Source organism: Bacillus sp. JJ1533 (assembly GCF_036965045.1).
GTDB lineage: Bacteria > Bacillota > Bacilli > Bacillales > Bacillaceae_L > Ferdinandcohnia.
Genome location: NZ_JBALOV010000041.1, coordinates 41,462 through 61,846 on the forward strand (window position 1 = coordinate 41,462; position 20,385 = coordinate 61,846).

Annotated in this window: 21 protein-coding genes; 1 reads left to right on the forward strand and 20 read right to left on the reverse strand. The window is 37.9% G+C overall.

Annotated elements, in window-relative coordinates:
• Nucleotides 1-29: 29 nt before the first annotated feature.
• Together yqiS and V7138_RS21735 are read right to left on the reverse strand one after the other, a co-directional pair.
• Entirely contained in the window at nt 30-935 is a 906-nt protein-coding gene (yqiS, locus tag V7138_RS21730; protein ID WP_335401532.1) for a phosphate butyryltransferase, read from the reverse strand.
• Nucleotides 936-1,098: 163 nt separating this feature from the next.
• The gene (locus tag V7138_RS21735; RefSeq protein ID WP_335401535.1) at nt 1,099-2,826 is read right to left on the reverse strand and encodes a sigma-54 interaction domain-containing protein; all 1,728 of its coding nucleotides are present in this window, start codon (nt 2,824-2,826) and stop codon (nt 1,099-1,101) included.
• 164 nt (nt 2,827-2,990) lie between these two features.
• On the opposite strand from V7138_RS21735, the gene V7138_RS21740 reads away from it, so the two are divergent.
• Nucleotides 2,991-3,257: a DUF2627 domain-containing protein gene (locus V7138_RS21740; RefSeq protein WP_335401538.1), complete on the forward strand. Its 267-nt coding sequence runs from the start codon at nt 2,991-2,993 to the stop codon at nt 3,255-3,257.
• Between the two features lie 28 nt (nt 3,258-3,285).
• Here the strand turns inward: V7138_RS21740 and V7138_RS21745 are convergent, their stop codons facing one another.
• The 18 genes from V7138_RS21745 to spoIIIAF form a co-directional block, all read right to left on the reverse strand.
• Complete coding sequence (locus V7138_RS21745; protein WP_335401611.1) at nt 3,286-4,014, reverse strand: glycerophosphodiester phosphodiesterase; 729 nt, start codon at nt 4,012-4,014, stop codon at nt 3,286-3,288.
• Nucleotides 4,015-4,159: 145 nt separating this feature from the next.
• On the reverse strand, nt 4,160-4,954 hold the full coding sequence (gene spo0A, locus V7138_RS21750) for a sporulation transcription factor Spo0A (protein WP_335401540.1): 795 nt from the start codon (nt 4,952-4,954) through the stop codon (nt 4,160-4,162).
• Between the two features lie 253 nt (nt 4,955-5,207).
• A complete protein-coding gene (gene spoIVB, locus V7138_RS21755; protein ID WP_335401541.1) occupies nt 5,208-6,497 on the reverse strand; it encodes a SpoIVB peptidase in 1,290 nt (429 codons plus the stop codon).
• Between the two features lie 194 nt (nt 6,498-6,691).
• Entirely contained in the window at nt 6,692-8,401 is a 1,710-nt protein-coding gene (gene recN / locus V7138_RS21760) for a DNA repair protein RecN (protein ID WP_335401543.1), read from the reverse strand.
• A gap of 31 nt (nt 8,402-8,432) precedes the next feature.
• On the reverse strand, nt 8,433-8,882 hold the full coding sequence (ahrC, locus tag V7138_RS21765) for a transcriptional regulator AhrC/ArgR (RefSeq protein WP_335401545.1): 450 nt from the start codon (nt 8,880-8,882) through the stop codon (nt 8,433-8,435).
• A gap of 168 nt (nt 8,883-9,050) precedes the next feature.
• A complete protein-coding gene (locus V7138_RS21770) occupies nt 9,051-9,881 on the reverse strand; it encodes a TlyA family RNA methyltransferase (protein ID WP_335401547.1) in 831 nt (276 codons plus the stop codon).
• 2 nt (nt 9,882-9,883) lie between these two features.
• On the reverse strand, nt 9,884-11,773 hold the full coding sequence (gene dxs, locus V7138_RS21775) for a 1-deoxy-D-xylulose-5-phosphate synthase (protein WP_335401550.1): 1,890 nt from the start codon (nt 11,771-11,773) through the stop codon (nt 9,884-9,886).
• A gap of 57 nt (nt 11,774-11,830) precedes the next feature.
• Nucleotides 11,831-12,724, reverse strand: a complete 894-nt coding sequence (locus V7138_RS21780; RefSeq protein ID WP_335401553.1) for a polyprenyl synthetase family protein — start codon at nt 12,722-12,724, stop codon at nt 11,831-11,833.
• 2 nt (nt 12,725-12,726) lie between these two features.
• Entirely contained in the window at nt 12,727-12,960 is a 234-nt protein-coding gene (locus V7138_RS21785) for an exodeoxyribonuclease VII small subunit (RefSeq protein WP_335401555.1), read from the reverse strand.
• On the reverse strand, nt 12,961-14,307 hold the full coding sequence (xseA, locus tag V7138_RS21790; protein WP_335401558.1) for an exodeoxyribonuclease VII large subunit: 1,347 nt from the start codon (nt 14,305-14,307) through the stop codon (nt 12,961-12,963).
• A gap of 11 nt (nt 14,308-14,318) precedes the next feature.
• The gene (folD, locus tag V7138_RS21795) at nt 14,319-15,185 is read right to left on the reverse strand and encodes a bifunctional methylenetetrahydrofolate dehydrogenase/methenyltetrahydrofolate cyclohydrolase FolD (protein ID WP_335401561.1); all 867 of its coding nucleotides are present in this window, start codon (nt 15,183-15,185) and stop codon (nt 14,319-14,321) included.
• 74 nt (nt 15,186-15,259) lie between these two features.
• Nucleotides 15,260-15,652 (reverse strand): transcription antitermination factor NusB, encoded by a 393-nt coding sequence (gene nusB, locus V7138_RS21800; protein ID WP_335401564.1) that lies wholly within the window; start codon nt 15,650-15,652, stop codon nt 15,260-15,262.
• A 161-nt stretch (nt 15,653-15,813) separates the two neighbouring features.
• On the reverse strand, nt 15,814-16,224 hold the full coding sequence (locus V7138_RS21805) for an Asp23/Gls24 family envelope stress response protein (protein WP_335401566.1): 411 nt from the start codon (nt 16,222-16,224) through the stop codon (nt 15,814-15,816).
• Nucleotides 16,225-16,250: 26 nt separating this feature from the next.
• Nucleotides 16,251-17,600, reverse strand: coding sequence for an acetyl-CoA carboxylase biotin carboxylase subunit (accC, locus tag V7138_RS21810; protein ID WP_335401568.1), 1,350 nt, complete (start codon nt 17,598-17,600; stop codon nt 16,251-16,253).
• An 87-nt stretch (nt 17,601-17,687) separates the two neighbouring features.
• Nucleotides 17,688-18,188: an acetyl-CoA carboxylase biotin carboxyl carrier protein gene (accB, locus tag V7138_RS21815; RefSeq protein WP_335401570.1), complete on the reverse strand. Its 501-nt coding sequence runs from the start codon at nt 18,186-18,188 to the stop codon at nt 17,688-17,690.
• 244 nt (nt 18,189-18,432) lie between these two features.
• Nucleotides 18,433-19,050 carry a SpoIIIAH-like family protein gene (locus V7138_RS21820; protein WP_335401572.1) on the reverse strand — a complete coding sequence of 206 codons (618 nt, stop codon included), beginning with the start codon at nt 19,048-19,050 and terminating at the stop codon, nt 18,433-18,435.
• Nucleotide 19,051: 1 nt separating this feature from the next.
• Entirely contained in the window at nt 19,052-19,723 is a 672-nt protein-coding gene (spoIIIAG, locus tag V7138_RS21825) for a stage III sporulation protein AG (RefSeq protein WP_335401575.1), read from the reverse strand.
• On the reverse strand, nt 19,724-20,374 hold the full coding sequence (spoIIIAF, locus tag V7138_RS21830) for a stage III sporulation protein AF (protein WP_335401577.1): 651 nt from the start codon (nt 20,372-20,374) through the stop codon (nt 19,724-19,726).
• Between the last annotated feature and the right edge of the window lie 11 nt (nt 20,375-20,385).

Genomic DNA, 20,385 nt, shown 5'->3' on the forward strand with positions numbered 1-20,385 from the left:
TAGACCTCCCCAAGATTGACGATTAATTATTATTTGTTAACAGAGCATACGGCCAACGCCAATGAATATAATTTAGAATTTGCAGAGTCTGCTCTTGAAGTCAATACAATCGGTGCAGAAGCACCTGCAATAACAGCCCCTACCTCTGCTTTTGCAAAATAAACTAAAGATTTATACAATGCATTCCCAACCTCTATGGTTGGAACTAGCAAAATATCAGCCTGTCCAGCTACCGCACTTGTAATTCCTTTATGTTCAGCTGCATGAATTGAAATAGCATTATCAAGCGCTAAAGGCCCATCAACGATACAATTTCGGATTTGGCCACGATTGTTCATTTGGGTTAATACAGCAGCATCTAAAGTTGCTTGCATCGCTGGATTTACAACTTCAACAGCTGCTATAGGTGCTACTTTCGGGACATCTATCCCGATTGCGTTTGCCACCTTAACAGCGTTTGTTATAATTTGTACTTTTTCCTGTAGTTCTGGAGCGATGTTCATGGCTGCGTCCGTTACGATAACAAAGCGGTCATAATTAGGTATTTCAAAGACAGCAACATGAGATAGAACATTCCCTGTCCGCAGTCCATATTCTTTATGCAAAACCTCTTTTAAAATAGTTGATGTCGGGATATTCCCTTTCATTAATACATTTGCTTCTCCATCATGAACTGCTTTTACAGCGGCCCTTGCTGCCTCTTCCTGTGATGATGTATTTACGATAGTTAATGCATCATCCCTGACTTGATATCCCCCTTTTTCAGTAAGGATTTGATCGATTTCTTCTTGATTACCAAATAATAAAAAACGGGCAAGCCTGTGATTGACGGCTTCCAATACTGCTTTAAGTACCTCATCATCCTCAGCAGCTGCTACGGCAACGGTAACCTTTGTTCGTTCTGCAGCATTTTGGATAAGATTAATAAGTTTCATTAGGCATTACCTTCTTTTCAATCATAGTCCCCTTCGTTTTTTACACCTTTTTACTCATGCAATTATCATGCCACCACAAAATAGTTTGAAAGCGCTTTACATATTTTATTTTTTCGCAAAAAATCGTGCAACATCTTGCATATTTTGCAAATATTTGCGTGCTTTAATTTGCAAGATTATATTTTTCCAGCTTGTAATACAGGCTTCGAAGTGATATCCCTAATGATTTTGCTGCGGCAGTTTTATTTCCACCATTTAAATCCAGTACCTCTGAAATAACTTTTGCTTCATATTTTTCAACCAAATCAGACAATGGTACATCCTTAATTTCTGTTTGAGGTAACTTTAGGGTAGCAGGGGTCTTTTCCAGCATATTATGCAGGGGTTGGATATGCTTTACATCAATTAGTCTTTCCTGATAGTTCATAAAGATTACGGCTCTACCAAGGACATTTTCAAGCTCCCTCACATTACCAGGCCAGTCATATGAATACAAATAGTTAATTGCTTCTTCTGTTAGCCCCTCAACTGTCCGCCCGTAATCTTGATTTATTTTGACGAGCAAATGCTCTGCAAGAGGTTTGATATCCTGTTTTCTCATTCTTAATGATGGAATTTGAATTGGAATTTTATTTATCCGATAATAAAGATCCTCTCTAAACGTTCCATTTCCAATTCCTTTTTCTAAGTTAACGTTCGTAGCAGCTATGATTCGGACATCGATTGGAATCGACTTCGTTCCTCCAACTCGCATGATTTCTCGTTCTTGCAAAACCCTAAGTAATTTTGCTTGCGTGTTCAAAGACAGCTCTCCAATTTCATCTAAAAAAATACTGCCATTGTTGGCCTCTTCAAAAATGCCTCGTTTTCCACCACGCTTTGCTCCTGAAAATGCACCTTCTTCATATCCAAATAGTTCACTTTCTAATAGTGACTCAGAGATTGCGGCACAATTCACACGAACAAACTTGTTATATTTTCGCTTACTTTCATTATGTATAGCATGAGCAAACAATTCCTTGCCTGTCCCAGATTCCCCCCTAAGTAAAACGGTAGCAGGCGTTTTTGCCCCAAGTTTTGCTTGTTCTATAGCAAATTCCATTTCTTCCGAGGAACCGATAATATCATCAAATGTGTACTTTGCTTCAAGAGACCGAATGATGTGTCTGGCGCGGTTCAATTCAGATGTGAGTTGACTAATTTCTGACACATCGTGAATAACTCCTACACTGCCCTTAAGCTTGCCATCTACAATGACCGGGGCAACATTAACAATCACATCTTTTTCATGTGGCCCTACCTTCATCCGGGCACCTCTTACAGGTCTTCTTGTTTTTAAAACCTGCATGTGCATACTTTCTCCTTCAGAAATATCCGCATTTGCAGGCTTCCCAATGACTTGTTCTTTTTCAAGTCCGGTTATTCGGGTGTATGCTCGATTAATTAAAATGCCGCGTCCATTCTCATCTACAACCGAAATCGCCTCATCAGAGGACTGGATAATTGCTTCAAGCATTGTTTGTATTTCTTTTAAATTGGTAATTTCTTCAGCGAGATTAACAACCTCAGTTATATCTTTAAAAACAGCAAATGCACCTAATAGCATTCCTGATTCATTGACCATAGGAATACGTGTTGTAATGATTTTACGTCCATTTTCCAAAACGAATTCCTGGTTGACTTCAATAGCCCTCGTTGAAAGAATCTCCGGTAATCGGCTGTCCGGAATGCATTCGTAAATATGCTTACCTACTGCTTCTTCCTTTGTAACACCGATCATCCTTGATGCACTATTGTTTAATAAGATGACTTGGCTATTTATATCAATGACAATCATTCCATCATGGGTTGAATCTAAAATTAAATCGACCATAACTTTCTGCATAACCATAGTCACCCTCCCGCTTGCAAGGTTTTGCAATATTTTACATACTCTAATTATTTCCTTTGCAAAAAAATGCACACCTTTATAATAACCTTAAACCTCCTTCTTGACAAATTTTATTATTAGCTTAAATTTAAAGAGAGAAGTCTTTAGTTGAAAGGATTTTAAATATGCAACGTATACTGGCTCTAATCGTGCTACTCATACCAGGCATTATTGCCGGGGTTGGGATAAAATTTATGAGAGACATGTTTTTCGGTGTATTACACAGCCCAATTCCAAACTTAATGCTACAATTTATTATCGGTCTTATCTTCTTCTTAGCCGGCTTATCCTTTATCGGTGGTTTCATTCTCCACCGTGACCGTAAAAGAAATAAAGTACAAGAAAAATTTAATAAAGAAAGCTCCCCTGTTGGAGGAGAGCAAAATAAATAATCCTGCTTCCGGCAGGATTATTTATTGTTTATTTTATTAAAGAAAGTGCGGTCTTTGGATAATCTGTAATAATGGCAGAACACCCAAAATCGATGAATTGCCTCATCTTTTTTTGGTCATTTATCGTAAATGGCCGTACCGCAATACCATTTTTTATTGACTCTTCAATAATTTCTTTATTAACCGTTTTATGATACGGATGGATTCCGTTTGCATAAAGCTGTTTTGCATATTTCCACGGTTCATAAAGACCCTCCATATACAAAACAGCTAAATTAATTGTCCTCGATAACCGTCTGCACCTTACTAAGCTATAATGATTAAAGCTCGATAAAACAATTCGATTTTCCAATCTGTAGTCATTAATCATCTTCAATGTTTTCTCTTCAATGCCCTTATAAGAAACTAATCCCGTTTTAAATTCAACATTGATAAATAGCCGGTTTGATTTTGCCCAATCAAACACTTCTTCAAGGGTAGGTATTTCACAAATACCATACTGATTCTTAAATTTATAGCTTACATCCATTTTCTTAATTTGTTTTAATGTATAATCTTTAACCCAGCCTTTATACTTTCCGTTTGTTGTTCGGTTGACAGTTTCATCATGGATTACCACAATAACCCCATCCTTAGTCATTTGAATATCTAGTTCAATTCCATCAGCTCCTACTTTTGCAGCCTCTTTAAACGAAATCATTGTATTTTCCGGATGTGTTCCCGCAGAACCCCTATGCCCAAATATTTTCGTTTTCATCATTGATATTCTCCTTTTTTTGGTATACTTCCATTATAATGACTAACTGCAGAAAAAATATCAAAAACACCGCTTTCACTTTGAAAACGGTGTTTTTTTGATTACATGGCGAATTATACTTTCAGTTTATTTAGTTCTTACCCTTTCATGAAGCTTTGTGCTCAAGACGAAGCTTATCAGCTACCATTGCGATAAATTCAGAATTTGTAGGCTTCGCTTTTGACATGCTTACTGTATATCCGAAAAGACTAGAAATAGAATCGATATTCCCTCGGCTCCAAGCAACTTCAATCGCATGGCGTATTGCACGCTCAACACGACTTGCAGTTGTATTGAATTTCTTAGCAATATCAGGATATAAAACCTTTGTAATTGATCCTAATAATTCAATATCATTATAAACCATTGAGATTGCTTCTCTTAAATATAGATACCCCTTAATATGAGCAGGGACCCCAATTTCGTGAATAATACTTGTAATGCTTGCATCTAAGTTTTTGGGACCATTTTCTTGCTGTGTACGAATCACTGTATTCGTTGTGTTCCGTTTCATGACTGGAGTTGCTTTTCCGCTTACTTGACGGATTCGACTTGCAAGGTTTTCCATGTCAAATGGCTTTAAAATAAAGTAAGCTGCGCCTAAATCGACAGCCTTTTTCGTCACATCCTCTTGACCAAACGCTGTTAACATAATGACATTAGGCTGTTTTTCAAGATTTAATTCTCGTAATTTTTCTAAAACAGCTAAGCCATCTAAGTGAGGCATAATAATATCTAAAACGAGAACATCTGGCTGTTTGTCTTGAAGCATATTCAAACAATCTTGACCATTATAAGCAACACCTAAGATTTCGATATCATCTTGGCTAGATAAATATTCATCAAGTAAATTAACCAGTTCTCTGTTATCATCAACCACACAAACTTTAATTTTTTTCACTCTGTTTCCTCCTCAAGCTTAAATCCGCAAAAAATTTGTCTATATTCTTATTCTAAAGAAAGAATTCGACAATGCAATAAGNNATTTATTGAAAAATAAATTATTCTCCATTATACTTAAGGATTCGACTAAATGTGCCATTATTTCTTGATGAAATTTAGCATTTGTCGAAAAATCTTTATGTGACTTTATTATATAGTTTCTTTCACTTTTTGACGATAGAAATAATTACTCATAAAAAAAAAGCGAGCATTTAGCTCGCCTTTTTTTGTTCCTTTTTATAAATATCAATACCCGCTTCACTTAGCATCCATTCAATATGAACACCATATCCGCTTGTCGGGTCATTAACAAATACATGTGTTACTGCTCCAATTAATTTACCGTCTTGGATAATCGGGCTACCGCTCATACCTTGAACGATTCCACCGGTTTTATCTAAAAGGCGCTTATCCGTTATTTTAACGACCATTCCCTTTGTAGCAGGAATTTTTTGAGGAACTGCACTCACAATTTCGATGTCAAATTCCTCAACTTTATCATTTTCCACAACCGTTAAAATTTTGGCAGCTCCTGGCTTTACTTGGTGTGAAAGTGCAATCGGAAGAGGCTTATCCATTATGCCGTTATTCACTTGTTTGTGTAACTCTCCAAAAATGCCAAATGGACTATTTCGTTTAATGTTCCCAATGATTTCTTTATCCGCAGAAAAACGAGCAAGTTTTTCTCCAGGATCACCATTGCTTCCTTTTTCAATCGACGTAACCGTTGATTTTACAATTTGACCATCAGATACAACGATTGGCTCTTTCGTATCCATATCTGAGATAACATGTCCTAATGCTCCGTATTTTTTCGTTTGAGGATGGTAGAAGGTCATTGTCCCTATACCAGCAGCTGAATCACGGATATAAAGACCGATTCGATATGCCTCATCGTTCTTATCTTTTAGTGGCATCAGCTTTGCCTTAATATCCTCATTATCTCGGACGATTACTAGGTCTAACGGTTCGCCTGTCTTACCGGATTCTTGTACAAATGGTCCAACATCACTCATTTTTTCAATTTTTTTACCGTTAATCTCTTTAATAATATCGCCTACTTGTACACCAGCAATTTCACCTGGGGACTTTTTTCCATCTTGAGTATCAATTTGGTGGTGACCCACAACTAGTACGCCAAGCGTATTAAGTTTCACCCCAATTGATTGACCTCCTGGGATAACTTTAAAGTCTGATAATACATTAACATTTACTTTTTTTACTGGAATCCCAGCAAATTCAACCATCATGTCGCCTTCACCACTTTCATTAGCAGCAACTGAGATCTGCTGATCATTGACAGCTGATGAAAAAGCAAAGCTGGAATCATGAATCGTTGTGGTGACGGGTAAAGAGGATTGAACCGAGAAATTTTGGCCTTCAAATAAAGTAAGGTGCTTTGGAATTTCTATATATTCTTTAAGCGGCTTGTAAAATCCCAAGGCCATTATTGAAACAAGGAGAAATGTACCGATTATATATCTGATTTTATCTTTTTTCATTTTCTTTTCACTCTCCTCGCTCCTATCCCATGCCACATTTATTATATGGCTACATTCTATAATTTGACCTTTCAGGGCAACATTTATAACCCCTAAGAGATTAAAAAAGCTACCCATTTTGGATAGCATTACAAATAAAAGTCGCTCTTAACTTTGTATAAAGCTACTCAACCAAACACATTAGCGATGTGTACTTAGTGATTTACCATTTGTCGTGCAGTTTTACTATCTTTTGCCATACTTAATAGTTCTTTTGCATGCTCTTTTGTTAAATCTGTGATTTCCACTCCCGAAATCATCCGGCTAATTTCCTTGATTTTTGCGGTTTCATCGAGTGAGGTAACAGATGTTGTAGTTCTTCCTTGAACGGTTTCCTTCGCAATAAATAAATGGGTATCGGCCATTGCCGCCACCTGTGGAAGGTGGGATATACAAAGAACCTGAGATCCAACAGAAATCCCATAAATTTTATCGGCAATCGATTGAGCAACACGGCCACTTACACCAGTATCGACTTCATCAAAAATAATCGAGGTAACACCTTGATGTTTTGAAAAAATACTCTTAATGGCCAGCATAATCCTAGATAACTCTCCACCAGAGGCAATTTTTGCTAACGGCTTGAGCGGTTCGCCAGGATTGGTTGAAATATAAAATTCAATATCATCTTTCCCATTTGGAGTGAATTTAATAGGCGAATCTTCAAAAAAGTTTATATCAAACTTCGCTTTTTCCATATACAGGTCTTTTAATTCCTGTTTAATTTTTTCAACAAGCTCTTTTGCTTGCTTTTTTCGAAGTTGTGAAACATTTTCCGCCTCTAGTTTCACATCTTCTAAAACAGATTCCAGCTCTTCCTTAAGTTTATCAATATGCTGCTCGCGATTTTGGATAGTATCAATTTCATCCTCAATTTTCGCTGCATATTCGAGTATTTCCTCAACCGATTGCCCATATTTCCGCTTAAGTTGGGAAATTTCATTTAAACGATCTTCGATAAAATCGAGTCTTGCAGGATCAAATTCTAAATCGTCCAGTTGTTCTCGTATTTTATAGGTGATTTCCTCTAATTGATAAAAGCTATTGGAGATTGTCTCATGAATGTCCTTTAATTCTTTATCTAGATCCATTACATCTTCAGCATGATTCATAGCTAGTCCAACCCAATCAAGACCTTTTTGCTCACCGTAAAGGGCATTATAGCTATTTTGAAGGGCTTTGAAAATTTTTTCGTAATTGGAGATCTTTCTTCTTTCTTCGGTTAGTTCTACGTCTTCATTTGGCCTTAGTTCCGCTTTTCCTATCTCATTTAATTGAAATTGGATTAAATCTAGCCGATGGGCCATTTCTTGCTCATTTTCATTAAAGCTTTTTAAGCGCTGCTTCACATTTAAAAAATTCTTATAAAGCGTTTGGTATTCGTGTAATGCTTGTTTAATTATATTTCCACCATATTGGTCAAGCATATGAATATGCTGCTCTTGGTTCATCAAATCCTGATGTTCATGCTGTCCATGAATATCAATTAAGGTCCTGCCAAATTCACGAAGTATGGAAATAGTGACAAGTTTTCCGTTAATTCTGCAAACACTTTTTCCCGATTTCGAAATATCTCTTCGTAAAACAATCATTCCCTCACTCATTTCAATTCCAAACTCTTCGGCCTTTGCGTAACATGGGTGATTATCATCTTCGATTAAAAATAGACCTTCAATTTCGGCACGTTCTTCCCCATAACGTACAAATTCTACGGAGCCTCTGCCACCCACCAATAAATGGACAGCATCGATTATAATGGATTTTCCCGCTCCTGTTTCACCAGTCAGGACTGTTAAACCTTTTTCTAAGGAAACTGAAAGAGATTCAATAATAGCGAAATTCTTAATTGACAATTCTGCTAACAATTCCTCCACCTCCTCATTCAACTTTCTCTTATTACAACATGTCTAAAAATCGATTTGTCACAATATCGGTTTGGTCTGGAGTTTTACAGATAATTAAGATGGTGTCATCCCCACAAATAGTGCCTAAAATTTCTTCCCAATCTAAGTGGTCAATTAAGGCCCCTATGGCATTTGCATTGCCTGGAAGAGTTTTCATCACGAGCATATGTCCCGCTGAATCAATTTTTACGAAGGCATCCATCAATGAACGTTTGAGTTTTTGAAGCGGATTAAAACGTTGATCTGCTGGTAAACTGTATTTATATCGACCATCAATCATCGGCACCTTGACTAAATGAAGCTCTTTTATGTCACGTGATACGGTCGCTTGAGTAATGTTGTACCCCTCACTTTTTAAAATATCAACAATTTCATCCTGTGTTTCGATATCATTACTAGTGATGATTTCACGTATTTTAATATGTCTTTGCCCCTTATTCATTATGAATTCCTCTCTCTCATAGACGGTTTTCTTACCTCCTATGTTAGCCGATTCTGACAAAATTGTACATTTTTTTTAGTGATATTAGATTTAACAACATGAATCAAGTATTAAATTTTATCACGAAGAAAGAGGACAGCATATTCGCTATCCCCTTTGTTCATATTATTATTTATCGCTTTTTAAATCTGCATGTGCACGATTAACAACCTCTTGTTCGGAGACAGGTAACTTGTTTTCACCGACGCCACTATGTCCGTCCCATCTTAGATGAAGTAAAAATTCGATATTCCCTTCCCCACCCGTAATTGGTGAGTATGATAAATTGATGCAATCATACCCCTCCTTTAAGGAAAACTCAATTATATGTGTCAGCACAGCCTTATGAGTTTTTGGGTCGCGAACAATTCCTTTTTTGCCGACCTGCTCTTTTCCTGCTTCAAATTGTGGCTTAACAAGAGCCACTATATCAGAATTGGCAACAAGAAGTGATTTTAAAACAGGTAAAATCAAGCGTAATGAAATAAAGGAAACATCGATTGTAGCAAACTCCGGTAAACCACTTTGAAGATCTACAGGTGTCACATACCTAAAGTTGGTCCTCTCCATAACGACTACACGTTCATCCTGGCGGAGTTTCCAGGCAAGTTGATTATATCCGACATCAAGTGCATAGGATTTCTTAACGCCATTTTGGAGGGCACAATCCGTAAACCCGCCTGTTGAGGAACCAACATCAATCATGATTTTATCCTTTATATTCAAGTCAAAGTCTTTGATGGCTTTTTCAAGCTTTAACCCACCTCTGCTTACATAAGGAATAACATTGCCCTTAACAGTAAGTGGTATATCAATTTCTACTTTTTCTCCTGGCTTATCAAGACGTTCTTCATTTGAATAAACAAGACCTGCCATGATTGAACGCTTTGCTTTTTCCCTTGTTTCAATTAAACCTCGTTCAACTAATAAGACATCAAGTCGTTCTTTTTTTGTACCCATGCTTACACTCTTTTCTTCTTAGGTACGAGCTTGTGAATACGTTCAAGAACATTCTCCGTTGTCATTCCTATTTCACGAAGGAGTTCATTGACGCTTCCATGCTCTATAAATTGATCTGGAATTCCCATACGATCGATTTTCGCATCTCGATATTCATGATCATTCGCAAATTCAAGCACTGCACTTCCGAATCCTCCCATTAACGCAGATTCCTCAATTGTTAATACAGGAAGATTGGATCCTAAGATTTGGTGCATCATATCATTATCCAGCGGTTTAATAAAGCGAGCATTCACAACCCTTACTGAAATATCTTCTTTTTCGAGTTGCTCCGCCGCTTCAAGAGCCATCGGAATCGTTGTTCCAAAAGTTAGAATAACAGCATCTGTGCCAGGTTTAACAATCTCCCATGAACCAATTGGGATAAGCTGAAGCTCCTCGTCCATTTTAACGCCAAGACCATTGCCTCTTGCGTATCGTAACGCAATTGGACCATCATCATAATGAACGGCCGTATTCACCATATGCTGACCTTCATTCTCATCTTTAGGCATCATGATAACCATGTTAGGCATATGTCTTAAGAAGGCAATATCGAATACACCTTGATGTGTTTCGCCATCTGCCCCTACTAAGCCAGAGCGATCGATTCCAATGAATACATTCAGATTTTGACGGCAAACATCGTGCAAAACCTGGTCATAAGCTCTTTGTAAGAACGTTGAATAAATCGCCAGAAACGGCTTCATTCCTTGTGTTGCAAGGCCAGCAGCCATTGTAGTTGCATGCTGTTCAGCGATTCCCACATCATACATGCGTTCCGGGAATTCTTTTGCGAATTTTTCCAACTTTGAACCTACGGGCATTGCAGGTGTAATAGCTACAATTCGCTGATCCTTTTTCGCTAACTTCCGAACTGTCTCACTAATGACAGCACTCCACGCAGGAGGCGCATTCTCTGGTTTAACGAAATCACCTGTTTCAATTTTGTATGGGCCGGTTCCATGCCATGTCCCGATTTTGTCAGTTTCAGCAGGCGTATAGCCTTTGCCTTTTTTCGTGATTACATGGACTAATACTGGTCCTTTTGTTTTCTTTGCATATTCAAGAGTTTCAAATAGATCCTCAAAATTATGTCCATCAATCGGGCCTAGGTATGTAAATCCAAGTTCCTCGAAAAAGACTCCGGATACAAGAAGATATTTAAGACTATCTTTTACCCGCTCAGCAGTTGCAGCAAGCTTTCCACCTACAGCAGGAATTTTCTTGAGTAGAAGCTCAAGCTCATCCTTTACCCAATTATATTTTCCAGCAGTTCGTAATCTTGCTAGGACATTATGCAGAGCACCAACATTTGGTGCGATTGACATTTCATTGTCATTTAAAATTACAATCATATCTTTCTTTTCATGCCCAATATGATTTAACGCTTCCAATGCCATTCCGCCAGTTAAGGCACCATCACCAATAATCGGAATGACAAATTCCTTCGTTCCTTTCACATCACGCGCAACAGCCATTCCCATTGCAGCCGAAAGACTTGTTGAGCTATGTCCCGTTTCCCAAACATCATGTTCACTTTCAATACGTTTTGGAAACCCACATAGCCCTTTATATTGACGTAATGTATCAAATTCACAAGCCCGTCCCGTCAAAATTTTATGGACATAGGACTGGTGACCAACATCCCAGATAAATTTATCCTTTGGACTGTCAAATTCCTTATGTAAAGCAATTGTTAATTCAACAACACCAAGGTTAGGACCAATATGTCCACCAGTCTTTGATAGTTTTTCTATTAAAAATTGACGGATATCCTGGCTTAATCTATTTAATTCGTCAATTGACATATTTTTAAGGAACTTAGGGTCTTTAATACTTAGAAGATCCAAAGGTTTCACTCACTTTCATTTACTATTCAGCTGTCATATACTTAGTAAAAGTATATACTAATGATCTCTAGATGCAATTAGATTACACATATAGTCTAGTATATCATGTTTCATATCAACACTATATAAAAACCGCTTTGCTTCATCTATATGAAAGGTTAATTTTTCCTTTGCACCTTCAAGTGTTAATAAAGCAGGATATGTATTTTTATGATTGCCTGTATCACTGCCGACCGGTTTCCCAAGTACAACTTCCGTACCTTCTATATCCAATATATCATCACGAATTTGAAAGGCTAAGCCTAAATGGTGTGCAAACTGGGTAAGCTTATCAAGCTGTTCGCTTGTAGCATCTGCAAGAATCGCCCCTGCAATTACACTATAGGCTAATAATTTCCCTGTTTTATGGCGATGAATATATTCAAGTTCATCGAGGTTTAAGACAGATCCTTCACCTTCCATATCAGCAACTTGTCCCCCAACCATTCCCTCAGGTCCAGAAGCTTTTGCTAATTCAGTAACAAGCATCAGTCTTTTTTCAGGGGATATATGCTCTTTCATTGATTCAGAAATCACCTGAAAGCTATATGTCAAAAGGGCATCACCTGCTAGAATCGCAATTGCTTCCCCAAACACCTTATGATTAGTAGGTTTTCCCCTGCGAAGATCATCATCATCCATGCTAGGAAGATCATCGTGAATAAGGGAATACGTATGTATCATTTCCACAGCACACGCAGTCGGGTAACCAATTCTTTCATCTTTTCCAAAGGAACGAAGCGTTGCTAACAGCAGTAATGGGCGAATTCGTTTCCCACCGGCTTCCAGGGAATAGTGCATAGCATCCTTGATGATTTTCGGAGCTGATAAAAGTGAAATATAAGATGGGAGCTGTTCCTCAATACTCTTCTTTTGTACGTTTAAAAATTGTTCTATTTCATTTAATCCCACTTTTATTCTTCCTCCTGAATCGCAAACGGCTCAAGTTCGCCATCTTCACGCAAAATTTGCTCCATTTGTTTTTCAACATGTTGGAGCTTATCATGACAAAGCTTTGAAAGCTTCATTCCATCTTGGAAATAAGTGATTGCTTTTTCTAAAGGGACGTCCCCTTCTTCAAGACGCTCAACGATATGTTCGAGCTGCTCCATTGCTTCCTCAAAGGATAATACCTTCTCTTCACTCATTTATTGTCTCTCCTCTAATTCAATTACTTCACAGTCCAGATGACCGTCCTTAAGCTTTACCTTAATTCGATTCCCCACATCAACTTGCTGTACACTCTTTACTAATTGTTGTTCCTCATCGTATACGAGGCTATAGCCGCGGTCCATAATTTTTAACGGACTAAGTGCTTCAAGCTTTGCTACGGTTGACGAAAAGTCATATTGCTTTTGTTTTAATATTTGCGTAAATTCCTTTAGAAGCATTTTCGTATTAAGCTCCTGCTTTTGCATTGCTCGAATAAGCTTTTCGCTAGGATGGTTATGTCGCAACTTAAGTTTTAATTTTTGAAATTCCTCTTTCTTACGAGCAATTGCCATAACCCCTTCTCTTTCTAAACGTTCCACCAAGCGGTCAAGCTGTTGCTCTTTTTGTTCATAGAGATTCCTTGGAAAACGAAAAGCATACGATCTTTTTAATGTATCTAATCGTTTCGTATCATTTATAAGTTTTTCTTTCATAGCACGTACTAAACGTGTATGCCTCACTAATAAACGTTCAGAAAGCTCCGCCATATGGGGAACAGCCATTTCCGCTGCCCCTGTTGGTGTTGGGGCACGTAAATCTGCCACAAAGTCTGCAATCGTAATATCTGTTTCATGTCCTACTGCTGAGATAATCGGAACCTTTGACTGAAAAATCGCACGAGCTACCATTTCCTCGTTAAAGGCCCAAAGCTCTTCAATCGAGCCGCCACCACGTCCAACAATTAGAACGTCAATTTCCCCAAATTCATTTGCTTGTTGAATAGCTTGTACGATTGAAGGTCCTGCATTAACACCTTGAACTAAAGCAGGGAACACAATCACCTTTGCAATAGGAAATCGACGTCTGATTGTTGTAATAATATCTCGGATGGCTGCACCTGTAGGCGATGTAACAATCCCAATATAATGCGGGATATTCGGAATTGGCTTTTTATAACTTTGAGAAAAAAGTCCTTCTGCCTCCAGACGCTTTTTCATTTCCTCATAGGCTAAGTATAAATTCCCGATCCCGTCTGGTTGCATTTCTTTTACATAGAGCTGATAATTCCCGTTCGATTCAAATACTGTTACCTCACCGCGAACTAATACTTTCATTCCGTTTTCAGGAGTAAACTTTAAATCACGGTTATAGCCAGCAAACATAACAGACTGCACTCGTGCTTGTTGGTCCTTAATCGTGAAATACATATGCCCACGACTATGTGCCTTGAAATTTGAGATTTCCCCCTTCACCCAGATATCTTGAAGGTGTGGGTCGGCATCAAATTTACGCTTAATATACTTAGTTAAAGCTGTTACGGTTAAATAACGATTCTGATCCATTTAAGTAATCCCTACTTCCTTGAAAGAAGGGCAAAATTCTTTGCTGATTGAACGGTATTATGCAGAAGCATTGTAATCGTCATTGGTCCAACTCCACCTGGTACTGGTGTAAGATAGCTTGCTTTTTCCTTTGCATCATCAAACACAACATCACCAACAAGTTTTCCAGTTGATTCCAGACGGTTTACGCCAACATCAATTACAACGGCACCTTCTTTAATATAGTCCCCAGGAATAAAATTTGCTTTCCCAACAGCAGCAACCAAAATATCTGCTTGAAGAGTCATTTCTTTTAAATTTGTCGTTCTCGAATGGCAATATGTCACAGTCGCATTTTCTTTAAGGAAGAGTTGGCCGACTGGCTTTCCAACAATATTACTTCTCCCCACAACAACAACATGTTTGCCTTCAATTGAAATTTGCTTTGATTTCACCATTTCAATGATCCCAAATGGTGTACATGGAAGAAAGGCATCTTGTCCAGTCATCATACGACCGATATTAATTGGATGGAAGCCGTCTACATCTTTTTCAGGTGAGATTCTTTCGATGACAGCTGTTTCATTAATTGATTTTGGCAGTGGTAATTGAACTAAAATACCATGGATTGACGGATCTTGATTTAAGCGTTCAATTTCCCCAAGTAAAAACTCTTCCGTAATTGTTTCCGGATACTCTAGCATTAAGGAATGGATACCTGTTTCCTTACATGCCTTTTCTTTACCTTTTACATACGATCTTGAAGCTGGGTCATTTCCCACCAATAGTACAGCTAAGCCCGGAACGATTCCCTCCTTAGATAATTTCTGTACTTCCAATGCGATTTCATTACGTTTTGATTGTGCTAATTCTTTCCCACTAATAATCTCGGCTGTCATATTTCAACTCTCCCTTTTTTTCCATTTTAACATTTCTAAAATTTTATCTGTTTCGTAACATATCACGATACGGTTTACTTCACTAATGTATCTTTTATTTTCGATAGTATCGCATTAATGAAACGACTGGAGCTGTCATCCCCAAATTCTTTGGCAAGCTCAATTGCCTCGTCAATACTTACCTTAACAGGGATTTCCTCCACATACTTCATCTCATAGACAGCGATTCGCAAAATCGAGCGGTCTACATTAGCAAGTCGCTCAAGATTCCATTTTTCGAGATGCCCGCGTAATAAGGCGTCAATCTCCTCTTTATGCTCGACGACTCCATGAACGAGCTGCTCAAGGAAAGGATCTGACGAATCTTCTTCAAGTACGCTTTCAATCGCTTCCTTTGGATCACTCTCACTTACATCAACTTGAAATAACGATTGTAAAGCCTTCTGCCGTGCTGTACGTCTATTCATACTATTTCTGTTCTCCTTTATGTATATAAAACTTATTTGTCCCACTAGTTTCATTCCAATAACATGATAATATCATAAAATAATATCAAAATAAAAACCAACCCTAATGTGGAGCTAAAAACAAAAAAGTCTGACAGCGTTTGCCATCAGACAATTTTCTCTTACATTTCTTCTTCAATTACAGCTTCCGGTTTCTGGGATTCCAATAAGACACCTACAACGTGAATGTTTACCTCATTTGCATCCAACGCTGTCATATTTAATAAAGCTTGGCGTACGTTGTCTTGAATTTGACGAGCAACATTCGGAATGGAAACACCAAAGTTCATCACACAAAATACATCAACAATAATGCCGGTTTCGGTTAATTCAACCTTGACACCTTTTCCGTGATTTTTCTTTCCAAGTCTCTCTACCACACCTGAAGCAAAGTTGCCTCTCATTGAAGCTACTCCTTCGACTTCTGAAGAAGCGATCCCTGCAATCACTTCGATTACCTCTGGTGCAATTTCAACTTTACCAAGACCGTTACTACCTTGATTCATTTCTAAAATATTCGTTTCCGCTGCCATCAGCAAGCACCTCCTACATTAGTTTACTACTTCATAACCTCATATAATTCAAGAAATTTTGTATTGAAGTCCCCACCTACAAATTTTTCATGATTCATTAGCTTGAGATGGAAAGGAATTGTAGTATGGACACCATCTATGACAAATTCACTAAGGGCACGCTTCATTCTTGCGATTGCTTCTTCTCTAGTTGCACCATAAGTAATGAGCTTGGCAATCATTGAATCATAATATGGAGGTATTGAATAACCTGGATATGCGGCAGAATCCACTCTCACTCCAAAACCACCTGGTGGTAGATACATGTCAATTCTTCCAGGTGAAGGCATGAAATTCTTCTCAGGATTCTCAGCATTAATTCGGCATTCAATTGCCCAACCATTAAATGTTACATCGCTTTGAGTTAATGAAAGCTTTTCTCCAGATGCAACTCGAATTTGTTCTTTAATTAAGTCTACACCGGTTACCATCTCAGTAACGGGATGCTCTACTTGAATTCTTGTATTCATTTCCATGAAATAGAATTTATCATTGATGTGATCATAGATAAATTCAATTGTTCCTGCACCTGAGTAATCAACAGCTTTAGCTGCTTTTACAGCTGCGTCACCCATTTTTTGTCTTGTTGCTTCATTTAAAGCAGGTGATGGAGTTTCTTCAACAAGTTTTTGCAAACGACGTTGAATTGAGCAATCTCTCTCTCCTAAATGTATCACATTTCCATAATTATCGGCTATTACTTGAATCTCAACATGACGGAAATCTTGTATATATTTTTCAATATATACGCCAGGGTTTCCAAAGGCAGTGGCTGCTTCTTGCTGAGTAATGTTGATACCTTTAACTAGCTCCTCTTCATCCTTAGCCACCCGGATTCCCTTACCACCGCCACCTGCAGTAGCTTTGATAATCACCGGGTAACCCATGTCATTTGCAAGTGCGATTGCCTCATCTGAATCCTTGATGATACCTTGTGAGCCGGGCACGATTGGTACTCCTGCTTCTCTCATCGTTTCTCGAGCAACATCCTTTGTCCCCATCTTGTTAATTGCTTCGGGGCTTGGACCAATGAAGGTTAGGTTAACTTCTCGGCACAGCTCTGCAAAATCTGCATTTTCAGCTAAAAAGCCATATCCAGGGTGAATCCCTTCACTCTCTGTCAGCTTTGCAACACTAATTATATTTGTGAAATTCAAATAGCTATCTTTTGACGACTTTGGACCAATACAATAGGCCTCATCTGCCAATTGAACGTGAAGCGATTCACGGTCTGCTTCAGAGAAAACGGCTACCGTTTCAATTCCAAGCTCTTTACAAGCTCGAATGATCCGAACTGCTATTTCTCCACGATTTGCTATTAATATCTTCTTTAACATACGGTCGCTCCTTACTTTATATGATGCTCAAAAAGTCTGGACAAATAAGACAGTAGCGCCTTATCATCCACCTTTTTGAACAAGACTTTATGCTTTAACTAGGAATAATGGTTGGCCATACTCCACAAGCTGCCCATTTTCAACTAATATTTCAACGATTTCTCCATTCACTTCTGCTTCGATTTCGTTAAATAGCTTCATTGCTTCAACAATACATACAACAGAATCTTCTTTTACTTTATCACCCTTTTGAACATATGCATCTGCATCAGGGGATGGAGATGCATAGAAAGTACCAACCATCGGTGAGACAATTTTATGTAGATTTTCATCAACTGTTGGTGCAGCCGAAACAGGTTCTGCTGGCTTTGCCTGTGGTTGTGCGGGCTGGGCAGCAGGCTGTGCTGCCTCAGTTACAACTGGAGCAACAGGCTGTGCTTGTACCTTGCTTTCAATAACTGTTGGAACAACTGCTTCTTTATTTTTTTTCATTTTTATTTTTGAGCCTTCGCTCTCAAATGTAAACTCATCAATATTTGATTGATCGACTAACTTAATAAGCTCACGTAGCTCTTGAATTTTTAACATTTGTTACACTCCTTGTGATTAACTCAAATTTATTTCAAAAATGTAGGTCAGCATTTTATTGCTAGTATTAGTACCACATACTAATATGATACGATACTTAAAAGGTGCTTTTCAATAACTTGCGAAGATTTTTTACAGAAAACGTTATCATTATTAAACAAATCATATCAAACTTTTTCCTTCTTTTCATTTTTTTATAAAAAAGACAAAAAGCACGGCATTTGCACCGTGCTTTTTCATATGATTATTTATCTTCTTTACCAGTTAATTCAAATTGTACAGCAACATTTTGAAGGTTACCTAACTCGCTGCGTACAAGACGTAAGATCTCGTTAGCTTGTTTCTTTGAGCTATCCTTTGATTTAACTGTAATTCTGATTTTGTCACCTTCTACGCGAACTAGAGCATCCTCGTAGTTATTACTTTTTATCATTGTTTCAATAATTTTTTCTTTTGTCTCAATCTCATCTAGTTTTTTCAAATCTTCATATGCTTGATTCTTTTGATCAGCAGTAAGTTCTGTTGATGCTGTTTGTGCCTCTAGTGTGCTTCTTAATTTGCTTCGGTGCTCGTCAACCTGAAGTCGTAATTCAGCAAACATATCATCACTTGAAACGGAAGAAATGACATTGCCATCTTCATCCTCTTCTACAGTAACACTTGTACCTTCTTTATTTTCAGTGGATGTTTCCATATTTTCTTTGGATGTTTCTACATTTTCTTTTTCATTGTCCTTTTGCTCTTCCTGCTCCATTGCCACATTATTATTGTTGTTTTCAGGTGTAGTAATATAATAGACTGACAACACAACAACTAGACTTAACATTGTTAATAACCATACCGTTTGTTTTTTCAATAACATTTTATGAATCCCCCTTTGTTTTCCTTGGTACAACTGCTACCTTGTGATTTGGGACATCAAATCCCTTTGTAACAGCTTCCACTACCATTTGTTTTATTTTTGCGTTCTCAACACCCTTAGCGACGATTAGAACACTGCGAATTTCTGGCTTTTCAATTTTGAGAATAATTGGTGTTTCTGAATCCCCATTACGGATGATGACAACCTGCTCATCACTTGTTATATCCTCTACTTGTCTTTTTCCACCGTCCCTATCCTCCTCATTAGTGATTTGGCTTTGGGTTACGGTGTTTTTTTCAAGTATTTTTGTTTCAGTGGCATCTACACTTACAGAAACAATCACATCCTCTACCCCAGCAATGGCTTCTAGTGCCTCCTTGAGCTCGTTTTCATAACGATCCTCATACTTTGATATTGCCAGTGTCAGGTCATCCTTTTGATTACCAAATGCTGGTTCATCTTTTACACTTGCTTCCGAAGAAGAAGCTGGAATGACAGAGGAAGTAGGTTTGTCACCGGAAAATAGATTGCTAATTAACATAAAGGCTATTCCAACTGCTAATAAAAGTAAGAAATATTGGTTTTTTTTGTTTCCCTTTTTATCTGGTGGTTCATCCTTAGACCCGGAGAACATCCCTTTAATTGTGTTCAGAATTCCTTTGTTCTTATCCATCTACGACTCTTTCCCCCCTTCCACAGTGACTACGATTTTTTCTGAGTCAATTTCCCATCGTGTAGATAGTGATTTTGTGATTGCTTTGACGTTGGTTTGATCTACTTTTTTATACACTGGTTCAATCTGTTTGGAGGTATTAATCTCAACTGGTTTGACTACTGGGACATCATCAGGCTCGGCAGTCTCTTTTGATAACACCACCTCGATTGACTGAATGTCATCCAAAGTAACAGTTTCCTTCACATCAACTTCACTTGAAAGGAATACATTTACTTCTTGAACTGTTAAATCGTATTCGCTTTGCACCAACTCCTCTTCAACTTCAGATTCCAATTGGACAGCCATCGTTTCTAAAATATATGCACGTTGTGAGGCTTGTATTTCTTTTTTCTTCAAATCTATTAAATTTTCTAGATTTTTTTCTGATTGAACCGGTTTAAGATTCATATTTAACAAGGCTTGATCCAAATCGGATTTAAAAAGAGAGAACAACGGAGTTAAGATGATTAGGATTAACAACAGCCCTGTTACCATTTTTACGTATTTTTGCATACTCGAGCTTGGCAGCAGCATGTCCACAATGGTGGCAAGTAAAATAAATAAAATAATATTCGTTATCCATTCAGCTATAAAACTCAGTGTCCTCACCTCCAAACCCA

What these genes read in the sequence shown, in the direction of transcription:
- accC (WP_335401568.1), bottom strand. Translation starts at nt 17,600, where the DNA reads ATGTTAAAGAAGATATTAATAGCAAATCGTGGAGAAATAGCAGTTCGG.
- ahrC (WP_335401545.1), bottom strand. Translation starts at nt 8,882, where the DNA reads ATGAATAAGGGGCAAAGACATATTAAAATACGTGAAATCATCACTAGT.
- V7138_RS21745 (WP_335401611.1), bottom strand. Translation starts at nt 4,014, where the DNA reads ATGAAAACGAAAATATTTGGGCATAGGGGTTCTGCGGGAACACATCCG.
- V7138_RS21785 (WP_335401555.1), bottom strand. Translation starts at nt 12,960, where the DNA reads ATGAGTGAAGAGAAGGTATTATCCTTTGAGGAAGCAATGGAGCAGCTC.
- accB (WP_335401570.1), bottom strand. Translation starts at nt 18,188, where the DNA reads ATGTTAAAAATTCAAGAGCTACGTGAGCTTATTAAGTTAGTCGATCAA.
- folD (WP_335401561.1), bottom strand. Translation starts at nt 15,185, where the DNA reads ATGACAGCCGAGATTATTAGTGGGAAAGAATTAGCACAATCAAAACGT.
- V7138_RS21805 (WP_335401566.1), bottom strand. Translation starts at nt 16,224, where the DNA reads ATGGCAGCGGAAACGAATATTTTAGAAATGAATCAAGGTAGTAACGGT.
- V7138_RS21820 (WP_335401572.1), bottom strand. Translation starts at nt 19,050, where the DNA reads ATGTTATTGAAAAAACAAACGGTATGGTTATTAACAATGTTAAGTCTA.
- V7138_RS21770 (WP_335401547.1), bottom strand. Translation starts at nt 9,881, where the DNA reads ATGGGTACAAAAAAAGAACGACTTGATGTCTTATTAGTTGAACGAGGT.
- spoIVB (WP_335401541.1), bottom strand. Translation starts at nt 6,497, where the DNA reads ATGAAAAAAGATAAAATCAGATATATAATCGGTACATTTCTCCTTGTT.
- spoIIIAG (WP_335401575.1), bottom strand. Translation starts at nt 19,723, where the DNA reads ATGGATAAGAACAAAGGAATTCTGAACACAATTAAAGGGATGTTCTCC.
- V7138_RS21740 (WP_335401538.1), top strand. Translation starts at nt 2,991, where the DNA reads ATGCAACGTATACTGGCTCTAATCGTGCTACTCATACCAGGCATTATT.
- V7138_RS21735 (WP_335401535.1), bottom strand. Translation starts at nt 2,826, where the DNA reads ATGGTTATGCAGAAAGTTATGGTCGATTTAATTTTAGATTCAACCCAT.
- yqiS (WP_335401532.1), bottom strand. Translation starts at nt 935, where the DNA reads ATGAAACTTATTAATCTTATCCAAAATGCTGCAGAACGAACAAAGGTT.
- xseA (WP_335401558.1), bottom strand. Translation starts at nt 14,307, where the DNA reads ATGGATCAGAATCGTTATTTAACCGTAACAGCTTTAACTAAGTATATT.
- nusB (WP_335401564.1), bottom strand. Translation starts at nt 15,652, where the DNA reads ATGAATAGACGTACAGCACGGCAGAAGGCTTTACAATCGTTATTTCAA.